The organism is uncultured Paenibacillus sp. (assembly GCF_963515335.1).
Classification (GTDB): Bacteria; Bacillota; Bacilli; order Paenibacillales; family Paenibacillaceae; genus Paenibacillus_I.
In genome coordinates this window covers 115,737-137,021 of the sequence record NZ_CAUPYC010000002.1, presented here as the reverse complement: position 1 = coordinate 137,021, position 21,285 = coordinate 115,737, and the positions used below count along the sequence as shown (strand labels likewise).

General features: G+C 61.2%; 19 protein-coding genes and 1 pseudogene. 1 reads left to right on the top strand and 19 read right to left on the bottom strand.

The window, feature by feature from the left end; translation table 11 throughout:
• Positions 1 to 99: 99 nt before the first annotated feature.
• The 19 genes and pseudogenes from RWM61_RS01500 to RWM61_RS20165 form a co-directional block, all read right to left on the bottom strand.
• A complete protein-coding gene (locus RWM61_RS01500; RefSeq protein ID WP_313996604.1) occupies positions 100 to 1,323 on the bottom strand; it encodes an MFS transporter in 1,224 nt (407 codons plus the stop codon).
• Between the two features lie 161 nt (positions 1,324 to 1,484).
• Positions 1,485 to 3,866: a polysaccharide lyase 8 family protein gene (locus RWM61_RS01495; RefSeq protein ID WP_313996602.1), complete on the bottom strand. Its 2,382-nt coding sequence runs from the start codon at positions 3,864 to 3,866 to the stop codon at positions 1,485 to 1,487.
• Between the two features lie 24 nt (positions 3,867 to 3,890).
• Entirely contained in the window at positions 3,891 to 4,334 is a 444-nt protein-coding gene (locus RWM61_RS01490; RefSeq protein ID WP_313996631.1) for a signal peptidase I, read from the bottom strand.
• A 244-nt stretch (positions 4,335 to 4,578) separates the two neighbouring features.
• Positions 4,579 to 6,405 (bottom strand): ABC transporter ATP-binding protein, encoded by a 1,827-nt coding sequence (locus RWM61_RS01485; RefSeq protein WP_313996600.1) that lies wholly within the window; start codon positions 6,403 to 6,405, stop codon positions 4,579 to 4,581.
• Positions 6,406 to 6,408: 3 nt separating this feature from the next.
• On the bottom strand, positions 6,409 to 6,696 hold the full coding sequence (locus tag RWM61_RS01480) for a PqqD family protein (protein WP_313996598.1): 288 nt from the start codon (positions 6,694 to 6,696) through the stop codon (positions 6,409 to 6,411).
• Positions 6,693 to 7,493, bottom strand: coding sequence for a hypothetical protein (locus RWM61_RS01475; protein WP_313996596.1), 801 nt, complete (start codon positions 7,491 to 7,493; stop codon positions 6,693 to 6,695). Before RWM61_RS01475 ends, RWM61_RS01480 begins: the two co-directional genes overlap by 4 nt.
• A 15-nt stretch (positions 7,494 to 7,508) precedes the next feature.
• A complete protein-coding gene (locus RWM61_RS01470) occupies positions 7,509 to 8,645 on the bottom strand; it encodes a nucleotidyltransferase family protein (RefSeq protein WP_313996594.1) in 1,137 nt (378 codons plus the stop codon).
• Positions 8,646 to 8,711: 66 nt separating this feature from the next.
• Positions 8,712 to 9,569: a glycosyltransferase gene (locus RWM61_RS01465; RefSeq protein ID WP_313996592.1), complete on the bottom strand. Its 858-nt coding sequence runs from the start codon at positions 9,567 to 9,569 to the stop codon at positions 8,712 to 8,714.
• The gene (locus tag RWM61_RS01460; protein ID WP_313996590.1) at positions 9,556 to 10,845 is read right to left on the bottom strand and encodes a hypothetical protein; all 1,290 of its coding nucleotides are present in this window, start codon (positions 10,843 to 10,845) and stop codon (positions 9,556 to 9,558) included. The genes RWM61_RS01465 and RWM61_RS01460 overlap by 14 nt, the downstream gene beginning before the upstream one ends.
• Positions 10,842 to 11,798 (bottom strand): glycosyltransferase family A protein, encoded by a 957-nt coding sequence (locus tag RWM61_RS01455; protein WP_313996588.1) that lies wholly within the window; start codon positions 11,796 to 11,798, stop codon positions 10,842 to 10,844. The genes RWM61_RS01460 and RWM61_RS01455 overlap by 4 nt, the downstream gene beginning before the upstream one ends.
• 15 nt (positions 11,799 to 11,813) lie before the next feature.
• Positions 11,814 to 12,770 carry a glycosyltransferase family A protein gene (locus tag RWM61_RS01450; RefSeq protein WP_313996586.1) on the bottom strand — a complete coding sequence of 319 codons (957 nt, stop codon included), beginning with the start codon at positions 12,768 to 12,770 and terminating at the stop codon, positions 11,814 to 11,816.
• On the bottom strand, positions 12,739 to 13,950 hold the full coding sequence (locus RWM61_RS01445) for an O-antigen ligase family protein (RefSeq protein WP_313996584.1): 1,212 nt from the start codon (positions 13,948 to 13,950) through the stop codon (positions 12,739 to 12,741). The genes RWM61_RS01450 and RWM61_RS01445 overlap by 32 nt, the downstream gene beginning before the upstream one ends.
• On the bottom strand, positions 13,950 to 15,434 hold the full coding sequence (locus tag RWM61_RS01440; RefSeq protein WP_313996582.1) for a lipopolysaccharide biosynthesis protein: 1,485 nt from the start codon (positions 15,432 to 15,434) through the stop codon (positions 13,950 to 13,952). The genes RWM61_RS01445 and RWM61_RS01440 overlap by 1 nt, the downstream gene beginning before the upstream one ends.
• A gap of 33 nt (positions 15,435 to 15,467) precedes the next feature.
• Positions 15,468 to 16,139: a CpsD/CapB family tyrosine-protein kinase gene (locus RWM61_RS01435; protein WP_313996580.1), complete on the bottom strand. Its 672-nt coding sequence runs from the start codon at positions 16,137 to 16,139 to the stop codon at positions 15,468 to 15,470.
• A complete protein-coding gene (locus RWM61_RS01430) occupies positions 16,120 to 16,881 on the bottom strand; it encodes a Wzz/FepE/Etk N-terminal domain-containing protein (RefSeq protein WP_313996628.1) in 762 nt (253 codons plus the stop codon). Before RWM61_RS01430 ends, RWM61_RS01435 begins: the two co-directional genes overlap by 20 nt.
• A gap of 179 nt (positions 16,882 to 17,060) precedes the next feature.
• Positions 17,061 to 17,933 carry a protease modulator HflC gene (locus RWM61_RS01425; RefSeq protein ID WP_313996578.1) on the bottom strand — a complete coding sequence of 291 codons (873 nt, stop codon included), beginning with the start codon at positions 17,931 to 17,933 and terminating at the stop codon, positions 17,061 to 17,063.
• Positions 17,930 to 18,967 carry an FtsH protease activity modulator HflK gene (gene hflK, locus RWM61_RS01420; RefSeq protein WP_313996576.1) on the bottom strand — a complete coding sequence of 346 codons (1,038 nt, stop codon included), beginning with the start codon at positions 18,965 to 18,967 and terminating at the stop codon, positions 17,930 to 17,932. The genes RWM61_RS01425 and hflK overlap by 4 nt, the downstream gene beginning before the upstream one ends.
• Positions 18,968 to 19,098: 131 nt before the next feature.
• Positions 19,099 to 19,587, bottom strand: a complete 489-nt coding sequence (locus tag RWM61_RS20170) for a methyl-accepting chemotaxis protein (protein ID WP_399537648.1) — start codon at positions 19,585 to 19,587, stop codon at positions 19,099 to 19,101.
• Positions 19,588 to 19,866: 279 nt separating this feature from the next.
• A pseudogene (locus tag RWM61_RS20165) lies at positions 19,867 to 20,427 on the bottom strand (protoglobin domain-containing protein); the annotation flags it as partial.
• 167 nt (positions 20,428 to 20,594) lie between these two features.
• Between RWM61_RS20165 and RWM61_RS01410 the strand changes: the two are divergent.
• Positions 20,595 to 21,227 carry a PAS domain S-box protein gene (locus RWM61_RS01410; RefSeq protein WP_313996572.1) on the top strand — a complete coding sequence of 211 codons (633 nt, stop codon included), beginning with the start codon at positions 20,595 to 20,597 and terminating at the stop codon, positions 21,225 to 21,227.
• The last annotated feature ends 58 nt before the right edge of the window (positions 21,228 to 21,285 follow it).

Below are 21,285 nucleotides of genomic sequence, written 5' to 3'. Positions count from 1 at the left end.
CCGGACCAAAAAAAGTCTTGGGACGGCGACGCAGCCGCTCCAAGACTTTTTATTTTTCCCACCGCGCGCGTACGGCGGCGCTCGAACCGCATGCGCGCCTCACGCCGCCGCTGCGCGGTCCCTTGCCGCCAGCAGCAGAAACACGGCGACGCCCGCCCACGAGAACAGCGACGCGCCGATCAGCAGGCCGGCCATCGGGATGTCCTGCGCCAGCAGCGCGGTGCTGAGCAGCGGACCGATTGTGCCGCGGACGCCGAACAGCATCATATGCAGGCCGAATACGACGGCCTCGCGGCCCGGCGCCAGCCGGAACAGGTACGCCATGATGCCGATATCCCAGATCGCGTCCCCGACGCCCTGGATGCCGCTGCCCACGAGCACCGAGGCGTAATTGCCGAACAAGCCGTACAACAGCGGCACGAGGGAGTACGCGAGCAAGCCGTAAACGATGCTTTTCTTCGCGGATATCCGGTCGATTACCCAGCCGACCGCCAGATAGGCGAGCAGCAGGCAGCCGAAATAAGCGGCGCGCGCATAGCCGAGCTGCGCGTTGCTCAGCTGCAGATACTCGACCTGGATCATGTTGTACAACGGCTGCGAGAAAAGGTTGGCGAAACCCGACAACGTGCTTGCAGCCAGAAAAAACGAGAGCTCGCGGTTCTGCTTGACCAGCCCGAGCTGATCCTTGAGCGACGCGCGCTTCACGGCGACCGGACGCGCCGGACCGGCCTCCGACTCCCGCACGCCGATCAGAAACAAAATCGACAGGATGCCGGTCGCCGAGGCGGCCAGCAGCGGACCCGCGGCTCCGGCGTAGTCCAGCCACCGGCCGATCAGATAAGCGAGCGGGATCATGAGCGCGCCCATGGCGACCCGCACGTTGCCCATCAGCCTGCCGCGCAGATTCGCCGGATAAATGCGGGTGATCAAAGCCGGATAGGCGGGCGCCTGAATGCCCATCAGCAGATGAAACAGCAGCGCCGCGGCGACGAACACGATCGGCGCCCCATAGAAGGCGGGGAGAACGATCAGCGCCCGGCCGATCAGGTTCGGAACGATGACGAACGGCTTCGGGCTTGTGCGCTCGATCCAGGACGCCCATATCGGCGAGAACAGCAAGCCGATCGCGGGAGCGGCGGCCAGCAGCCCGACCTGCAAGTCGGTCGCCCCGGCCCGAAGCGCCATCGGAATGTAAAATTGGTTGAACACAACGTTGAACACGCTGAACGTGGCGGCCGCCAATGCGTCGATGCGAAAATTGTGCCACGCCTGCGGACCCATCTGTGCCTTCAGCTGCTGAATGAACGATCGCGGATTTATCATGAATGTCTCTGGTCCTTCCGATTGGCAGCCGATGTCTCGACCGGCAGCAAGCTCTATATAGTAGAATCCCACGGTTGCCCCGCCCGCGCAAGAGGAAATTTAACCGGCAACGACAAAAAGCGAGTCCCTTCGCAGGAAGACTCGCTTTGTCCGCTTTCGCGCTATTGCGGCGCTTTTACAAACACGGTCCGGATGCTTTCGCCGGCGGCGCCCGTCACATCCACCCGGAGCCTGATTTTCGGCGCCGTCGCGAGCACCTGCACCCGTGCGTCTTTTTGCCGCAGCACATAGCCCCTCTTGTTCAACGTGACGGTAACCGACGTTTGCCGCTGCGTCGGATCGGAGACGGCTGCCTCGAGCTCGCCGTTTTTCTCCTGCGCGATGACGGAGGAAGGCTGCCCGGCGCGGATGAAGGAGACGGAGCCCGCCTGCCAGAAGTTGGCCGCCGTTACGCCGAGCGCCCGTTCGCGCACCGCATGCACGGCTGCCGTGTTCGCGAGAATGTCCGTTTCGGGCAAGGCGCTGTATTTGCCGGTTTCCGCCGCCGTGGCGCCCGGCAGCAACACATAAGCGTAAGCGGCGCCGTCCGGCTGCGGGCCGTGGTCGATCCACAGCGTCAAATAATGCCGGGTCAGCGGCTCCTTCGAACCGCTTCGGTTCACATCGTACCAGCTGCCCGTCCGCGATTCCCGCTTCGCCGCAACGTTCGCGCCGCCGGGGAAAACGTAGCCGATGTCCGAACCGGCCGCCGTGCCGGCCAGGTACGCCCACCGGACCCCGCTCATTTGCTGGGACCACCCGGGCTCGACAGGCTTCGCCTCGCCGTTGACGGCAAAAGCATTCAACCCCGCCCCCGCCAGCTTGCGGTTCTCGACGACCGTTTCGTACGTTCCGGCTGCGGAAGCCGTAATGCCGCTTCCCAGAGCGACGATCTCGTCGTCGAACATGAACCAGGACTTACGCCCGGACAAACCGCTGTCCGGATAGCGGAACGCCATGCCCGCGGCGCCGTAAACGCCGCCGGCCGACGCGCCTCCCACCCACGCCTCCGCGGATGTGCCGGATGCTTTCGTCAGCCCGTCCGTCGTCGTGCCCGGCAGCCGGAGCGCTTCGACGGTCGGCCAGAAGCCGTCGACATACTGCGATGTGTCGGCGTTGTATAGATAAGTCATGCCGCTTCCAGTATACCAGCCCTTCAGGTTCTCGCCGTTCGTTTGCTCATAATTGAGGATGCGGCCGGAATACATGCTGATGCCGAAGCCGAAGCCGGGCCTTTTATGCATGACCCGGTCCATAGACGGAAACCGGAAATGTCCGTTGCGCTCCGGAAGCGGCGCAACGGCCGTGTCGGCCATCAGCCGCCTCACTTCGATCATGCCGTTGATATCCAAGCCGTCATAAATATGGTTAAGCGTACGGTCGGTCAAGTACCAACTTTTCAGTCTTCCCCGAATCTCTTCCGAGCGGGCAGCCGGGAGCATTTTCGCGATCTGCAGGAACGGCTTCATGATTTGACGGCCTGCCTGCACACTGTCCCAGCCGCTGCGCGATATCGCCCGTCCGCGCACCATGTCCGTCATGGCGCCGTCCGCCATCACGGTCTCGAACGAATCGCGGAACCAGCCGTATACCGTATCGAGCTGCGCGCCGCCGACCGCCCAGGGCGACCCTTCGAGCAGCGTCAGCAGTTCGGCCAGACGCTCAATCAGCACGACCCCGTAGCTGCCGGTATACGGCACGTTGAGATGCTGCACATAAGATCCATCCTTATAGAAACCGTCGCCGGAATCCGCATACTCGAACACTTGGCCGAGCGCCGCCCTTGCCTGTTCGATCCGCGTGCCGTCTTCGGCAAGCGCCCCCTGAACGGCTTTGATCAGCGCCTTGTCCACAAGGTTTGCCCCCGTCTCCACGACGCCGCGGACACCCGCGCGCGCGGCCGGATCCGGAATCATCGCGTCAATCGTCCGAATGTATCCGTCCGTCAGCTCCTTGGGCAGCTCGTCGTACATCAGCACGAGCACGTCCTTCAATGCCGTCGGCGCGCCGATCTGCCATTCCCACCAGTTGCCGTAGCGGACCGTATTTTCGTTATATTTATTGGTGTAAAGCCAGGCGAGCGCCCCGGCGATGTCTTGCCGAAGCGCCTCGCTTCGGTAGAGCGGGGAGCTCCCCGTCGAATAAGCCAACGCCATGAGCCGCAGCCGCTTGTAATGCTCGGTCAGGTTTGCCGGGTTCGCCGTGATCGGCGCGTCGGCCCACAGGCCGTCCGCATCGCCGAGCCGCATCGTATCCCACACGCCGGTCTTTCCGGGGGCCGTCACCTTCGAGGCCAGCCTTCTCACATACGCGGCGATCGCTTTATCCGACGGATCGAAGCCGCTGCCGCCGGTCAAGCTGCTCGCCCACTTCAGACGCATTTTATCGAAATCATCGGACACACCGCCTTCCGGCGGAACGCCCGGCGGCACACTCCATACAAGCAGACAGACGGCGAAGGCAAGCAGAATACGGGGATTCATTCGCGGCAGCATACGCTTCATCGTTGAGCCTTTGCGGCCCAAACACTACCTGCGTCGGGCATGCCAATGGAAAATCCGGGAAATGCCCGGTATCCGAAGGACCATTGCGCGCCATAGCCGTCCGCGAAATCGATCGATTTCATAATGCTTTGCGCCCCTGCGTAATCCCGCCATGCGACCGATGACCCGCTCCTCAACAACAGGCTCGTCCGGCCGCAAATTGGCATCCCCCTTGCAGACATAAATCATACCTCCGTCGCCGTGCGTTACGCGCAAGAGCCGATGACCCACCAGTACGCCGGCACCGTTCCGGAACAAAAGAATGTCGCCGGGAGCGGCCGACGCCCGATCGAAGGGCTCGAAGCGGCACAGGTCGCCCTGGCGGATGAACGGATGCATGCTGCACCCCTTCGAAGGAAGATGGACCATTCCTTTGTCGGCCAGCAGGCCGCGTATCCAACGATCATGCGTTTGTTCCGGACCGGCCATCGCCGTCACGTCCTCAACCCCCAATCCCTGCGGTAAAAAGGGGACGCGAATGCCGAACGTTCGGCATCCGCGTCCCCTCTTCCGCCAAGCATCGCGCCGGTTTGCCTCATCTTCTGCCGCATTGGTCGGACGGATGCGTTTCAAACGCCAACACTTCGTGGGAAACGACTTGCGGAGCCTGGTAAGCTTTTTTCATGGTATCACCTCCTTCACGGAATATACGCAGAGCTTGGCGCCGCAACGGTCAAACGGACACGCGGCGTTCCATGCCGAGCTGCTGCGCATGCATTTGCCGATACAGGCCGCGGCGTTCCATCAGCAGCTCGTGATGCCCTTGCTCGACGATCGCGCCGCCGTCCAGAACGATGATATGATCGGCGTGCCGGACGGTCGACAGCCGGTGCGCGATGACGATCGTCGTACGGCCGGCCGTGAGCCGGTCCAGCGCTTCCTGTACGGCGAGTTCCGCGCGCGAGTCCAGCGACGAGGTCGCTTCGTCCAGCAGCAGGATCGGCGCGTCGCGCAGGATGGCGCGGGCAATGGCGATCCGCTGCTTCTGGCCGCCCGACAAGCGGACGCCCCGCTCGCCGATCTGCGTATCGTAGCCGTCCGGCAGCGACAGGATGAAGCTGTCGGCGTTCGCCTCGCGCGCGGCTCTCCGGATATCGGTTTCCGGCGCTCCCGGACGGCCGAGCGCGATGTTGTCGCGAACGGTACCGGTGAACAGATAAGGCTCCTGCAGCACGACGGCCGTATACGCCGCCCGTTCCGACGCGTCCATCGCTTCGATCGGTACGCCGTCGAAGGCGATCGTGCCGCTCTGCGGCTTATGGAAGCCGAGCAGCAGATGGAACAGAGTGCTTTTGCCCGCGCCGCTCGGCCCGACCAGCGCGGTAACCTTGCCAGCCGGAATGCGGAGCGACAAGCCGTCGAACAGCGGCGGCCGGTCCTCGTCGTAACCGAAGACGACGCCGCTGAGCGCGATGCCGCTCTTCAGCCCCGGCGCCTTCCGGTATACATGCGGCGAATCATCCGACGCCGCAGCCGCAGCCGCCGTCACCGGCGCCGGCGTCTCCAGCACCTCGCACACGCGGTCCACCGCGGAGAGCGCCGTTTGAAACGCCCCCCATTGGCGGGCGAGACCGCCGATCGGCTGAATAACGGATTGGAACAAGGCTATGAAAGCAAGCAGCGTGCCGATTGTAAGCCCGCCGCCGCTCCCTTGCCCTTGCCCGCCGATCAGCATCGCCCCGACGCCCAGGCAGGCAAGGAAGGCGATCTGATTGACGGCGCCGGTTCCCGCCTGCAGCACGCTCTGCAGCCGAGCGTCGCGCGCCTCGAGCGCATACAGCTCGTCGTTGTCCGCCCTGCTTCTGTCCTCCATCGGCCGCTCGAGCTGGAACGCTCTGACGACCAGATGGCCGGTGAACACGTCATTCAGAAAACCGTTGATCGCGCCGAGCTTGCCTTGGATCTCCCTGCCGTTCGCCCGCATTTTCCGTCCGTAATACCCGCCGAGCCCGATGACGACCGGCATGACCAGAAAGCAAATCAGCGCCAGCTTCCAGTTCAGCACGGTCAGATAAACGCATGCGGCCGCGGCGGCGAGCGGCTGCTTGATCAGGTTGATCAAGCTTCTGCCGACGGCGCCGTATATTTTGTACACATCGTTCGTCAGGCGCGACACATGATCCCCCGAATGGCGGTCCAGGTAATAGGAGGCGGGCAGCCGCAGCATATGCCGGAACACGTCGTTTTTCACGTCGCGGACGATCCGGTCGGTCGCCCGGAACTCGGTCGTCACCTCGGCGAAATCTACCGCGATTTTAAGCGCCGTCATCGCCGCTCCGATCGCGAACAGCGAAGCAAGGGAACCGATGCCGCCTTCCGTGATGCGATCGGCGAACGTCTTCAGAAACCAGGCGAAGAACAGCGTGTACGCAACGCCGAACAGCAGGCAGAACGACAATAAGGCATACAGCCATTTATACCGCTGCACGTATGGCCAAAGCCGGCGGAAGGGCGATTTCACCTCATTCAGCCCGAGCAGCTCGAGAACCGCGGCTTTCATGCGTTACCCGCGCGCGCCGCTCGTCTCCAGCAGCCCCACCGCAACCAGCGACTCCACAAAGCGGGCAATATCCGCCGCCGCGACCTCGACCGGCACCTCGTATTCGTCCTGAATCGCGCGCACGATGGCGGTCATCGGCTCGTCCAGCCGCAGACGCGTCCAGATCAAGCCGCCGACCTCGTTGAGCTTCGTGATCGTGCACGTTTCCGGATTGAGCACCGCCCATTCGCCGTCCAGCTCCATCGTTTCCGCGTCCGGTTTGCACCGGTAAGCCGTTTGTTCGGTAATCATGAGATCATCTCCCAGAATGAGTCGTTTTTTTGAAAATAAAGTTCATGCACGGGCACGGCCGCCGTCAGCCGCCTGCACATCCGGAACACTTCGGCCGTCTCGGCCGCATCGTATTTCCAGTAAAAAACCTTGTCGAGAATCGACAGGAAGCCTTTGGCCTCCGACATCCGCTTCGTCTCGACCGTGGGCGACTGCCTCAGGAAGAAAATCCCTTCGAGCGGACAGCGTTCCATGCTGTGATACGTCCACAGGTCGCTGCGAAACGGCGAATCGAACGCCGTCGCCCCGCCGTCCGCCTCCAGCTTGACGACCGTCGCCTCGTCGGACAGCAGCGGACGTGGCAGCGACAGCATCGCGACCGTGGACTTGCCGGCCCCCGAATGCCCGGAGAACAGATAAGCCTTGCCGTTCTGGGCCACGCAGGACGAATGGACCAGCAGGCCCCATCCGGCGTGAACGATATACGTGCTGTACACGTTCATCATCGCGTGCTTGAGCGCGAACAGATCGTGGACGCCGATCCACGCCTCCGTGCATGAGGCGTCCATGCGGATCGTATAATCGCCCCGTTCGTATACGATGCCCCCGTCGCCCGCCCGATTGGCGGCGACATCGAAATTCACGAACGGCAGGCCGTGCCCGTTCTCGACTTCAATGCGCAGGTGCGTGTCGCCGCCTTTCGATTGTTCAGGATCCGGCACGGCAAACGCGTGCCCGAGCCAATCCTTGACCGTGTCCGAGTCCGTCGCCACGGCGACGTTATGCTCGGCGATCCGAAATTGCAGATGATGCCGCACGCTTCCTCCACCTCCTCAAATGCGGCTCTTTTTGAGCAGCGCGCGCCGGTGCGAGCGCCACAGCTTGAGCCTGTGTTTATACAATCGCCAGTACAAGCCCGGGGACGAGCTCCCCGCCTGCCCGAGCATCCGCTCCACCCGATCCCGCGGCGGCAGCGCCAAATACCGGAGATGCTTGAGCCGGTAGCTCCAGGTGTCGAGCGTGAGCAGCGGATAGGCGAGAATGTAGGCGTAATAGCGGCCCGTTTTGCGCCCCTGCTGCGCGTCTCGGATGACGCTCCAGCCGAAGAGCGGCACAGGCGCGGAACGCTCGAACGGCAGTAGGGCGTGAAGCCCCGGGAACAGCCGGTAGACGGCCGACAGCGCGGCCCGGACCTTGCCGGTTGTCCGGTCTTGCTCCGCCAAGCGGAACAGATCGCCGTAATCGATCCGGTCCGCTTGGCGGTAGATCAGGTGCGCAATGTCCAGCACATGCTTGAACGACAGCATCATATGCTTGCTGGAATGGAGACACATGACGTAGAACGTATGCCGGAACGACAGCTCCCTGCAGCCTTCGTAAACGGTTTCCTCCCATACGAGCGCCCGCGCCTCCCGCCACAGCCGTTGCGTATCGACGACCGACGTATGCTTGCGCAGGATGTTATGGTGCAGCTCGACGGAAATCGATTCGCCGACGGCCGGCAGCGTCTTGAAATATTCGGCATGGTAGTGCAGGGAGTGGTAGGCGTCCTCCCTCCGGAAGCCGAGCGACCGCACGCAATCCGCCGCCCGCCCGAAATCGTCCGGCCTTACGAGCAGGTCGACGTCGCTTGTCCCCCTTGCGCCGATGTGGCCGAAATAACGCTCCGAGAACAGCGCGCCCTTGAGCGGAATGGCCGGAATGCCCTCGCGCTCAAGCGCCCGAAGAACGGCCCGCGTTTCCTGCCTGACGAGCATATTGTGGAACATCACCCGCTCGGCCTTCCCTTTCAGCGCCGCCAGAAAAGCGGGCGGAACGGATGCGGCCTGGCCGGTCGCTCGCAGCATATGGTACACCTGGGACGAAACCGAGTGAAACGCGATTTCCTCCGACAGCGCCTCCCAGTCGGTGTCCGGCCTGTCCGGACGCAGCTTCGTTTCGTAAAGGTCGGCCAGAAACGGGACGAGCATGCATGCACCGCCTCCTTCATGGATCGATTTCAACGACAGCTATTTGACGGCAGCTATTTAACGGGCTTATTTGCCCGCATGCCGGGGATCGAGGCGGTCCCGGTGGCGCAGGGCCAGCTTCCTGGCCCAACCGGGAACGATGCCGAGCGCAATCGGAATCGCCGCAGCCGTCAGGCGGGCGGACGGCCCGCAGCCGAGCGCCTTGGCGCCGTGCCATCGCACCGCCGCGTCGCGCTTCCGGTAGGACAAGCCGCGCTTGGCCATATGGCCGCTGCTCAGCCGGTAACGAATGAGCGGTTCGGGAATGTTGGCCAGCTTCAGGCCGTTCTCGAGACAGGCGAACCAAAGCGCGTAATCCTGGGCGGTCCGGTAGCCGACATTGTAGCCGCCGATCCTGACGATATCGCTCCGGCGGAACATGACCGAAGGATGGATCATCGGATTGACGCGCAGAATCATCCGGCTGATATCCTCGTGGCGCTCCGCCACGCTGCGGATCGCGCCATCCCGGCCCTGCTCGTCCACCTCCAGCGCCCAAGAACCGACGACGCTGATGTCGGTGTGATGGTCCAGAAAACGCGCCTGCCGCTCCAGCCTGTTCGGCATCGCCATGTCGTCCGCGTCGATCCGGGCGATGTACTCCGTGTCGGTGACGGCGAGCAAATGGTTGAGCGATTTCGTCAAGCCCTGGTTTTTCACGTTCCGCCCGATCAGCTTGAACCGCGAATCCTCGCCGCACCAGCGGCTGATGATGTCCGGCGTATCGTCGCGCGAGTTGTCGTCGACGATATGCACGACGAAATCCCGGAACGTTTGGCCCGCCAGGCTGCGGAAGCATTCGTCCAGATGGCCGGCCGCGTTGTAGGTCGACATAATGACGCCGATTTTCGGTTTATTCGGGCTAATCGGATTAATCGTTCTCACCGCCCCTCACGACGCCCGACACGTCGATCAGATAGGTTTTGCGGACGCCGTCGTGCGCGGAATCGACGGACAGCCAATTGCCGTCCGGGCTCCACCTCGGATGCAGGTCGCACCGGCAGGGGCCATCGTACTTCCAGGGCGAGAAAAAGCGGCCGACCGGAATGCTGCGGCCCGTCATCCGGTCGTAGAGCAGCAAATGCCGCTGCCGCGCCTTGTCGGGATACGTATCCGTGACGATCCAGCGGCGGTCCGGCGAATACGACGGATGCCCGTCGCCGAGCCGGTCGAGCTCGCCCTTGCCGACGATCGTGTACTTGCCGGTCGCGACGTTGATTTCGTAATACCGATCCCCGTCGGCCGCCGTTCTGGCCCATGCGAGCAGATGGTCGTCGTCCCGCCACTGGTAATGCGACACCATCCGGTCGTCCAACAGCAGCTTCAGCCCGTCGCCCTGCGCGCCGCACACGTAAAGCCGGGAAAACTTCCCCTGCGGGCCGATCCACCGGTGCATGAACACGAACCGGCTGCCGGAAGGCGAATACATGATATGGTTGACTTTATGCTCCGAGCCCTCCATCTCGGGACGGGGCTCCAGCCCGCGAAGCCGCTCGATCGTAATGATCAGCCCGCTTGCCTGCCGCTCCAGGTCGAGCGCCCAGATGCCGTCCTCCCGATCCGGCAGATCCGGCGCGTAATTGGTCACCGGCAGCGGATAGCCGTACTCCGGACGAAGCCGGTCGAGCCGCTTGTAGTTGAGCGTCAAGGCGCGTGTGCCGCCGGGATGAACGGTCTGGACCGGCCAAGGCAGAACCGTCTGCTCGCCGTCCAGCGACACGATGCGGGAAACCAGCCTGTTCGCATCGATATCGTTGAAAATGAGCCGGTTGCCGGGCAGCCACTGCAGCATGCTGCCTTGCTGCACATTGAACACGCGCGACCTCGCCACCGTCCCGACCTCTCCGGTGCGCTTGCAGAACACGGCGATATCGGCCGCATCCGCGCCGTTCATCCGGTGGAACGCCAGGTATTCCATATCCCGCGACCACGGCGCCTTGTCATAATAGCCGAAGAACAGGGGACCCGGGGTCTCCTCGGCGCCCGCCCACCGGTACGGCGTCAGCAGCTTGGCTGGCGCGTACAGCTCGTATTGGAAATCGGCTTCGAAATGGCGCATATAGTTGAGGCGCTGATACACGTTTTTGACGAGCCGACGGATGCCCGGCGCCGCATCGAGCGCCTTGGCCACCCTTTTCTCCAGCAATCCGTAACCGTTCATGCATTTCCCTCCTTCCTCGTCCCCAGAGCGGGCGCCGGCGTCCGCTTGAAGCGGAAGGGCAGGCTCTTCATCCACCGGACGAATCCGGGCGGGGACAGCAATAACAAGGCTTTCAGGCTCGGGTAGGAAGCGACGCTTCTCACGCACCAGGGCAGCGCGGCAAGCAGGCCGTGGCGCCGCTTCGCCTTCGCGACGTAGAAATAGTTGCCGGCGTATATTTTCCGCTTGCCGAGCGCGCCCTGCGCCTCGATTTCCCGCCTGTACTTGTCCTGCAGCAAGGCAACCGCGCCGGCATGCAAATCCTTGCGTCCGCTGATCTGCCTGTCCGGATCGGAAGCGACCGTATAGCGCACGTTGCATCGCCCGTCGTAATCGACCACCGTCAGCCGCGAGCAGCGAATCCACAGATCGTAATCCTGCAGCGCGGGGAACCGCGGGTCGAACCCGCCCGCCTCGATGAACAGCTCGCGCTTCAAGGCGACCGACGACGTCATGCCGATGTGGTTCTCGTACAGGATAGCCGGGAACAGCCGGCCTCTCGCTTTGGGCATAATGCGCCCGATCACCCTGTCCCGGTCGGCGTCGCCGACGACCAGCCGGCCGCCGTAGACGAGCCCGACCTCCGGCTTAGCGCGGAATACCGCCAGCTGGCGCTCGATTTTCTCCGGCTCCCACGTATCGTCGTCGTCCAGGAACATCAGGATGCCGCCCTTCGCCTGCTCCGCCCCTTCGTTCCGGGCGGCGCAGGCGCCTCGAGGCGAGTCGAAACGGATGCATCGGATCGCGGCTCCGTAACGTTTCAGCGGCTCCAGCGCCTGCTCCGGCGGCCGCTCCGAGGCGTCGTCCACGACGATGATCTCAAGCGGCTTCACCGTTTGCCGGCAGACGCTTTCCACGGCCTGAAGCAGCATATCCGTGCGGTTATGCGTCGGCACGATGACCGAAACGTCCATGCGCTCTCTCCTCCTTTACACACTGCCCTCCTTCTTGTCCAAAGCCGGCACCTGCAAAGGCTTAAGCCGCGCGAGCGAGGCGCGGAGCCGGCGGATCAGGCCGGGCGGGAACAGCAGCAGCATGCTTTTCAGCTTCGGATAAGCGACGACGCTTTTCAGGCACCACGGCACCGAAGACAGGTAGCCGTGCCGCTGCTTCGCTTTGGCGATATAGAAATAGTTCGCCGCGTAAATTTTCCGCTTGCCGAGAAAGCCCTGCGACTCAATCTCCCGCTTGTATTTCTCCAGGAGCAGGGCGACCGCCTTCGTATGCAAATCCTTGCGTCCGCTGATCTGCTTGTTCGGATTGGCGGCGACGGTATAGCGCACGTTGCACTGCCCGTCATGCTCGACGGTCGTCAGCTGCGTGCAGCGAATCCACAGATCGTAATCCTGGCGCGCGGGGAAGCTCGTATCGAAGCCGCCCGCCTCGAAAAACAGGCTCCGTTTGACGGCGACCGTCGACGTAATGCCGATGCAGTTGTCGTACAGAATCGCGGGGAACAGCCTCCCTCTCGCCTTGGGCACAATGCGTCCGATCACTTTATCCCGGTCGGAGTCGCTGACGACCAGCCGGCCGCCGTAGACGAGCCCCGCCTCCGGGTTGGCCCGGAAAACGGCGAGCTGCCGCTCGATTTTCCCCGGCTCCCACGTATCGTCGTCGTCCAGAAACATCAGGATATCGCCTTCCGCCCGCTGCGCTCCTTCGTTCCGCGCGGCGCAAGCGCCTCTCGGAGAACGGAAACGGACATAGCGGATTCCGACATCATGCCGCTGCGCGTGAGTGAGCAATTCCTGCTCGAACGGACGGTCCGAAGCGTCGTCCACGACAATGATTTCAAGCGGTTTGACGGTTTGGCGGCAGACGCTTTGCACGGCCTGCAGCAGCATCGCTTTGCGGTTATGCGTCGGCAGGACGACCGATACGTTCATGCCGCTCCCCTCCTTGCTCCCTTTGAATCAGCTCGAGTGCGACGATGCAGAGCGCGATCGCTCCGATCGGGGTATAAGCCGCGGTAAGATTGAAGGACACGTTCCACGTCAGGAACAGGTAACAGGCCAGCATGCAGCAGGGCATCAGGTATGCTTTGTGCGACAGGCTGCGTCCGGCCGCATATACGAACAGGACGAGCAGGCCGAGCAGGGCGACCAACGACAATATGCCGCCGGATATCATCGTTTCGAGAAAAATGTTGTGCGGATAGATACCGATGTAAGTATCCGCCGCGTTCATCCCGTAGCCGAACGGCTGCTCGCGCACCATCTTCAGCGCCTCCCGGTAGATCGCAACCCGGGATTCGTCGCCGACGTTCTGCAGCCGAGCGAAGCGGGTGAGCCAATAGTCCGACACGTTGCTCCGAATGATCTGATAGACGACCGTACCCGCGCTCAGCATCAGCGCGAGCTGGCCGGCCTTGGCGAACGGCGAGCCGTTCCGCACGATATGCAGCACCCAGAACAGCATGATCGTGCCGGTGGAGAACAGAATCGGGGCCCGGCCGAACAGCGTCGTGAGGGCGACGGTGACGAGCGCCGCGGGCGCGAGCAACGTCAGCTTCACCCACAGCCTGCGGGTGATGAGCATATGACCGAACACCGATACGAGACCTGCGGCCAGCGGAACGCCGAGCGTCAGGTAATTCTGATTTTGCGACCGGTCGAGCTCGATGCCGACCGACAGCTGGGCGATTGCCAGCGCCGCTGCCCAAACGATCTGCCAGATGAGGAACAGCCTGATTTCAGCCGACCGGGTTACGAAGAGCAGCAGCCCGACAACGGCTCCGAATACGCCCGCATATTGCAGGAGCAGACGCATGCTCGCCTGTGATTCCGGTCCCAGGCTGCCGTAAAACAGAAGAATCGTCCACATCGCGGCGAACAGCGCCAGAAACCAGACTCTGAGCCGCCCGAAGCGCAGGCTGCCGTCCGACATGACGAGCACCTTGTACAAGCCGGCTCCCCACAGCAAGCAGACGGCGGCGACGTTGATCAGCTCGGAACGATAGATGAGCTTGACGCTCGGTGTGTTGATGATCAAAAATGCCAGCAGCGATACCGCAACCGTCATCACAAGCGGAACACGGCTTTGGCTTTGGCTTTGGCTTCGGCTCATCATGCGCTCTCCCCTTTCCCGCCGCTGTGCCCGGCCCGCGGGCTTGCGCCCGGCCGCGTCAGCCGCAGCTTCGATAACACCGCCGACGGCCATTCCTTCACCCCGCTTACCTTAAGCGCCCATACGAGCACGCCGAAGACCAAGGCGCCGTAAGCGATTTGCACGGCCAGCATGACCGGGCCGCCATAATCGCGAAGCGGCAGCAGCAGAAGCGACATGGCAATGGCCGATGCGGCGATCTTGATGAAATCCTTCACGGGAAAAGGAAGCCTGAAAACCCGGTTGCCGATCGCGATGCTCATCGCCGTCCCGATCGCATAGGAGACGAGAGAGGCGTAGGCCGCGCCGGCGATTCCCCACAGCGGAATCCACCACAGGTTGAGCGCGATCGTGACGGCGACGGCCGCAACGACCGGAATCATCTGCTTCTTCGTTTCCCGCGACAGCTGGAACGACAGGTCGAAGTAAAACTGTTTGAGGCCTTGGACGAACGCGGCGATCGCGATGACCGGGAATACGGTCAGCGCCGTTTCGCGGTAGGCTTCGCCGAGCAGTACGCCCGACAGATTCGGAGCGAGCACGATAAGCCCCGCCGTTGCGGGCACCGATACGAGCAGGATGAGCACGGCATTTTGCCCGAGCTGCTTCCTTGCCGCCTCTTCTCCCTGCTTCTCAAGCTTCTTCACGGCCAGCGGATAGGCCGCCAGATTCACGATCGTCATCAACAGAATGATCGATTGCTGGGTCAGATCGTAGGACACCGCGTACAGCCCGGTATCCTCCACGCCGCTCAGCCAGCCGAGCATCACCCGGCCCGCGCTGTAGATGACGAATCCCATCGTGAACGACACGGTCAAGGGGGCGCCGTATTTCGCGAGGCTGAGCATCAGCTTGTAGTCAACGAGCCTGAGACTGACGCCGCGCCATTGCCTGGCCGCCGACACGGCGACGGGCACCAGCGTGCCGGCGATCATGCCGAGCATCAGCCCGTGAATCCCGTAGCCGAGGGCGACGAGCGCCACGGCGGCGGACAGCGTCAGCACATTTTTCGCCACGAACAAGTACCCGTACAGGGCGGGCTGCAGCCTGGTCCGGTACAGCGTCAGGTTCAGCTCGAACCAGGCATACAGCCATAAGTAGGCGACCGTCTCGACAACGATCCAGCCGATGGAGCGAAGGTCCGCCCACAGGAGCGCCAGGACCGCGGCCAGCGCGCAGGCGGCGAGCAGCACGATATGGAAGCCGGCGACGATCGTGCTTAACAGCCGGGGCCGGTCCTCGTGCGACTCGTAATAGCGCAGCAGGCTCATCCGGACCCATTGAAAAAACAAGGCGTTGACCAGCACCGTCGCCGTGACGATCAGCGCGTAAATCCCGTACTCGGAAGGCGGCAGCAGCCGGGTCAGCATCATGATCGCCACGATGTTGAACACACCGGCCATGCCGCGGGATAACGAATAAATCAGCGTATGCCGCATTAGCATGTGATGACCTCTTTGCGCTGACGCAGCGGCGCGTCAGCTTCGAATGAAGGAAGCGGCCGCCTCCTCCTTGGCGTTATAACGGTTCAGCACCGCGCCGATTACCGGCACGCCTGTGCCTTTCAGATGCGCGAGCGCCTTGGAGACGGCGGCCCGCTTCGTTTTGCCCGCCCGGACGACGAACACGATGCCGTCGCATACATTCGAGATGAAGAGCGGGTCCGCGAACCCTTGCGTTTGGGGCGCATCGATCAGAACGATATCGAACTTGCCCTTCACTTCTTCCACGATCTCCTGCAGGGCGCCGGATGCCAGCTCGTCCGCCGCGCCGGCCGCGGAGCCCGAGGTCAGAATTGCCAGGTTCGGAATATAGGGCGCCGCCTGAAGCGCCTCGGGCGCTTTTTTATGGCCGAACAGCACATTGGACAGGCCGGTATGGTTGGACAGCCGGAAAATGGCATGCATCTGCGGGTCGCGCAGATTGCCGTCGATCACCGCGGCCTTGCGTCCGCTCCGCGCATAGGCGACGGCGAGATTCGCCAGCGTCGTCGTCTTGCCTTCATTGCGTTCAGCGGAGGCGGCCATAACGACCCGGATCGGACGCTGCCGGGACGCGAAGTCGATTTTCGCCTTCAACGATTTGTAGATTTCCTGGGCCTGCGAATCGGCGCCGGCCAGAAAAGGGCTGTCATGGGTTGATCGTAACATGCTTCCGTTCACCTACCCCGCTCGTCGTGATCGCCGATGAATCGGCCTGCTTGCCGTAAGTGGGAACAAGCGCCAGCGCGCCGATCCCGAAATGGCGTTCCAGATCCTCCTCGGTCCGAACCGTGTCGTTGAATGCTTCCATCATCGTGACGGCGCCGATGCCCACGATCGCCGATGCGACGAAGCTGAGCGCGAGGAATAGCGTCATGCTTCGGTTGACGGGCGCCGACGGGCTGTCCGGATTCGCTTCGTTCAAATACGCCACGTTGTTCACGCCGAGCATTTGCGACACCCGCTCGCGGAACACCTCCGTTACGGTCGCCGCGATCTTTGCCGCCCGCTCATAGCTGGTGTCCCGCACGTAGACGTCGAGCACCTGCGTCTCCGGGACGGTTCCGACCTTGACCATGCCCTGCAGCCTGCTGCCGGTCAGATCCATCTCCGGCAAGCGCGCGGCGACCTCGTCCAGCACCATCGGGCTTGTCATGATCTCCATATAAGTGCCGATCAGCGCGACGTTGGCCCGGACGGACTCGAAATCGATCCGGGCGCCGCCCGCTCCCGCGTCGGATGTCGCTTCCGGAGCCGTCGAGACGATCAATTTGGAGGAAGCTTCATAGACGGGACTGATGAGGGACGATTGAATCCATGCCGTCGCCGCGCTGCCGATCGCGACGATCAAGGCGACGATCCACCACCTTCGGGCAATCATTTTCACATATTCCTTCACGTTAAGCTCCATGCCGATCACCAATCCTCCGTTTCATGCAGGTCCAAAATTGATACTTAAAGTATCTATAACATTACTTTATGATACAAATTGTATCATGTCAACCCTATTTTCGTCTTGAACAAGGCCTCCCCTCAAGCGGATTCGACCGCTTCGGGGAGGCCCCATTTTCAGCTTGCCGGCTTAAAGGCTTATCGCTGCCCTAACAGAATACGCGTATACTCGGAGTCGATCGGAAGCATGATGACCGGCTCGCCCCGGAACGTCGTCACATAGCTGTCCAGCGTCCGGTACAGCTTATAGAACGCCGGATCCTTGCCGTAGGCCTCATTATAGATTCGCGCGGCTTCTTTCTCGCCTTCTGCGATGATCTTCTTGGAATCGGCCTCGGCCTGCGCGATCAGCTCCTGCGCCTGCCGGTCCGCATTCGAGGTTACCTTCCGCGACTGCTCGTCGCCCTCGGACAAATAGCCCGCGGCGATCGACTGGCGGTCGGAGATCATCCGGTTATAGACGCTCTGCTTGTTCTCCTCCGGCAGATCGGTTTTCTTGATCCGCACATCGATGATCTCGATGCCGTAATTTTGCCGTTCCGCCACCTCCGCGACCATGCTCGTAATTTCGACGTTGATATCGCCGCGCGCCGTATTTTCGCTGATGATGCTGCCGTAGTCCGTCTCCGAAAGCTTCCGGCGAACCGCATTGTATATCGCATCGCCGATCCGCCCTTCCGCCGCCGAGACGGTCTGAAGCGAACGGAGAAAGCGCTGCGGATCGCTGATGCGCCACACGGAGTAATTGTCCACGATGATCGGCTTCTTGTCCTTCGTCAGAATCGTCGTCGGCTGGCTGTCGTACACTTTCTGGTACTTCGGCAGGGACTGCACCGACTCAATGAACGGTATTTTGAAGCGGATGCCAGGCTCCTCGTGTATGCGCGTCGCTTCGCCGAACTTCAGCACGACCTTGTATTCGCCCTCGCCCACGATAAACAACGAGCCCGCCAACACAATGATCAGGAGCAGCGCGCCGGCGGCCGTCCCGATCCATCTTTTCCTCGTCATGGGTTCGCCCCTCCCTGTGTGCCCGTCTGCCCGGAAGCGCCCGTTTTCGCTCCTGCGGAATTTTTCAGGAAGCCGTCCAGCGGCAAATAATTGACCGTATCCCCGCTGCCGTCGGTCACGATCACTTTGGCGTTCGGCAGCACCCGCTCGAGCGTCTCCAGAATGAGCCGGTCCGCAGTAACCGCGGGGTTTTTGATGTATTCGTTATACACCGCGTTGAACTTCGCCACATCGCCCTCCGCATTCAGAATGCGCGACTTTTTCTCGGCCTCCGCTTTCTCGATCAGCGCCTGCGCTTCGCCGCGCGCCTTCGGCAGCCTGTCGTTGACATATTTCTGCGCCTGGTTGATTTTCGTGTTTTTCTCCTCGCGCGCGTTCGTCACTTCCTTGAACGCTTGCTGCACCTGGCCCTCCGGCGGTTCAATGTCCTGGAATTTCAGGTCGATGATTTGAATGCCCGTCCTGTATTTCGTCTGGATCTCCTCCAGCTTCGTCTTCACCTCGGTCTGGATGACCGTTTTACCGTCGGTAATCGCGAAATCGAGCTTGGTCGAGCCCATGACCGAGCGGATCGCCGCGCTGGCCGAGTTGCGGAGAAACTGCTCCGGATCCTCGATGTTATACAGGTAATCGCGGACATTCGCTATTTTCCACTCGACGACCGCATCGGCGGATACGATATTCTCGTCGCCCGTAATCATGAGCGCCTCTTCCTCCACCGGCGTTACCTGTCCGCCGTCGTCCTCCCGGTAACCGATCTGGATTTTTTGCGTCAGGTTGGCCGGCACCTTGACGACCCGCTGAACCGGCGACGGCAGCTTGAAATGCAGGCCCGGATCTTCCTGCGTGGCCGTATATTTGCCGAATGTAAGAATCGCGGCCTGCTCCTGCTCTTGCACCGTGTAGAACACGGTCGAGCCGATCCACAGCACGATCAAACCGGCTGCGCCGATGACCGCGTTCCGCCAAAAGTTTTTCGGCAGCTGAGGCACCCGGTGCGTGTCGCCCGTTTTCCCGCCTTGATAGACTTCCATCTTCGTCCTTGCCCCTCTCCCTGGATTTCTCTCTATTCTATTTTCGGTTGCTTTCGTTCATACGATGAACGGTCCCCGGACGTTTCGAAAAAGAAAAATCACACCCGCCTTCCGGAAGTGTGAATGCCATCCTATATATTTTTCGTCACCTCGTGAAGATGCTCGGCCGATTCCGCAACTTTGATCGTGCCGGAGCCGATTTCCCCGATGACGCCGACAAGACTGCTCAGCTCGGCTTCGACCAGACGCATATGATCCATGCTGCTTGACATGAATTCTCGAATGTCGTCAAAGACGGCATTGGCGGCGTCCGAATCCGCTTGCCCCGCCTTCACCTGCCGGTCCACCTCTTCAATGATCGAAATCACATCCGACGTATATTCGGAAGACTGTGCAATCACATCCGCAATTCGTTTGATGCTTGCCATCGTGCCGTCCGACAGCTTCTGAATTTCTTTGGCCACAACCCCAAATCCTCTACCGTGCTCGCCGGCTCTTGCCGCCTCCACCGCCGCGTTCAGCGACAGCAATTTGGTTTGATCGGCGATCTCTTGCACGATCACAACGATTTTTCTGATTTGTTCCGACGATTCGTCCAGCCGCTTGACCGATTCTTTCATGATGTCGGAGCTTCGGTTAATGAGATCGATCCGTGCGGATAGTCCTTTGACTTTCACGATGCCCTCTTGGGCCAAGGTTATCGTCTCTCTTTCCTTCTCCACACTGTGCCGAAACGAGGTTTTCACCTCTTCGCTGCTCGCCATCAACTCCTCCACCGAGGCGGTGGCCTGTTCCGTCAGCGCGGCGAGATCCTCGCTTATTTTCGTAATTGCCCCCTTCAAGTCCGCTTTTACCGCTTCATAAAGGCGCGTCTTTTGCAGCAGGCTTTCCTTCTCATAGGCATCCAATACGAGCTGCTGCTCGAAATTAAGCAATTTGGCGATGACCTTGCTCAACTGGCAAACGTCCTCATAATTGTCCACATATCGGTAAATAACGTCCAGAAAGGCATTTTGCAGGTTTTGAAACGCCCCCATATACCACTTGGGCTCCAAGCCGATTTTTTCGTGTATTTGGGCGATGCGCATTCTCTTATCAATAAACGCTTGATCGATCCGCCCGCTGAACATTTCGATAAGGTGGTTTCTCAACGTTTGCCTCAAGCGCTCAACCGTACTGTGCTCCCGAATGATGCGCTCGAGCACGGGGACGCCCAATACCTTGTCATAAAAAGAAAAAGTGATCTCCTCGATGTGCTCTGAAATCAAAGGCTGAATCGCCTTCAGCAATCTGACGTCCTCTTCGTGCAAATCGATCATTCGAAGCTGTTCGGCAATATCGCGGTCTTCGCCGACTTCGAAAACGACGGCTTCCTTCTCCGATCGCGCGAGCCAACCGGCCGGCCCTTGCCGGTTTGATTTCAAGAAATGAAACGGACATTTCACCACCCAATTCCACATCCCATCCAAATTGTGATAAAGCTCATAGCCATCGTCCAGAGGAGTTCGTACGATTTATGTGACTTCCCCTTGCGTAAAGGCATCAACCATTATGATACCGGACCGCGGCTTCGGCACAATCGGGGAAAACCCTAATTTTTGATCGGCGAGCAAAGGACGGGTCGGATTTGGATCGTCTCATCATCGCGCTATCGGCAGGTGCGCTGTTGCTGATTTCGCTATCGATAAAATACTGGTGCGACCGGATCAGGTTCCTTGCCGCACAACATAAGACGGAACAAGCCCTGGATCATCTTCGGGCCATTCTGGATGCCGCATCCGAGGTATCCATTATCGCAACGGACCTGGAAGGTACAATCACGTCGTTCAACCGGGGGGCGGAAAAAATGCTCGGGTATGCCGCGCATGAAATGATCGGCAAGAACAGTCCGCTGTCCTTTCATTTGCCGCACGAAGTATCGGAACGGGCAGACGCGCTGTCGCGGGAGACAGGAAGAAAAGTGGAAGGATTCGATGTTTTCATCGAGAGCTCAACAGCGAAAACGGCGGAGAAACGGTTATGGACCTATATTCGGAAGGACGGCGCCAAGCTTCCCGTGAGCCTGACGGTCACCCCCATCCGCGATAAGAACGGACAGGTTTGCGGCTATTTGGGGATTGCGGCGGACGCATCGAAGGATGACAGGGCGACGAGAGCGGAGGAGGAAATCCGGCTGTCCGGAACCTTGGTCCGAAAGACGCTGGAGGCGCAGGAGAAGGAGCGGGCTTCGCTATATGGAAGAGCGGGTGAGGGCGCTTAACGGGCAATTCCGGATTGTGACAGGACCTTGCACCGGCACTGAAATGATTGCGGCGATC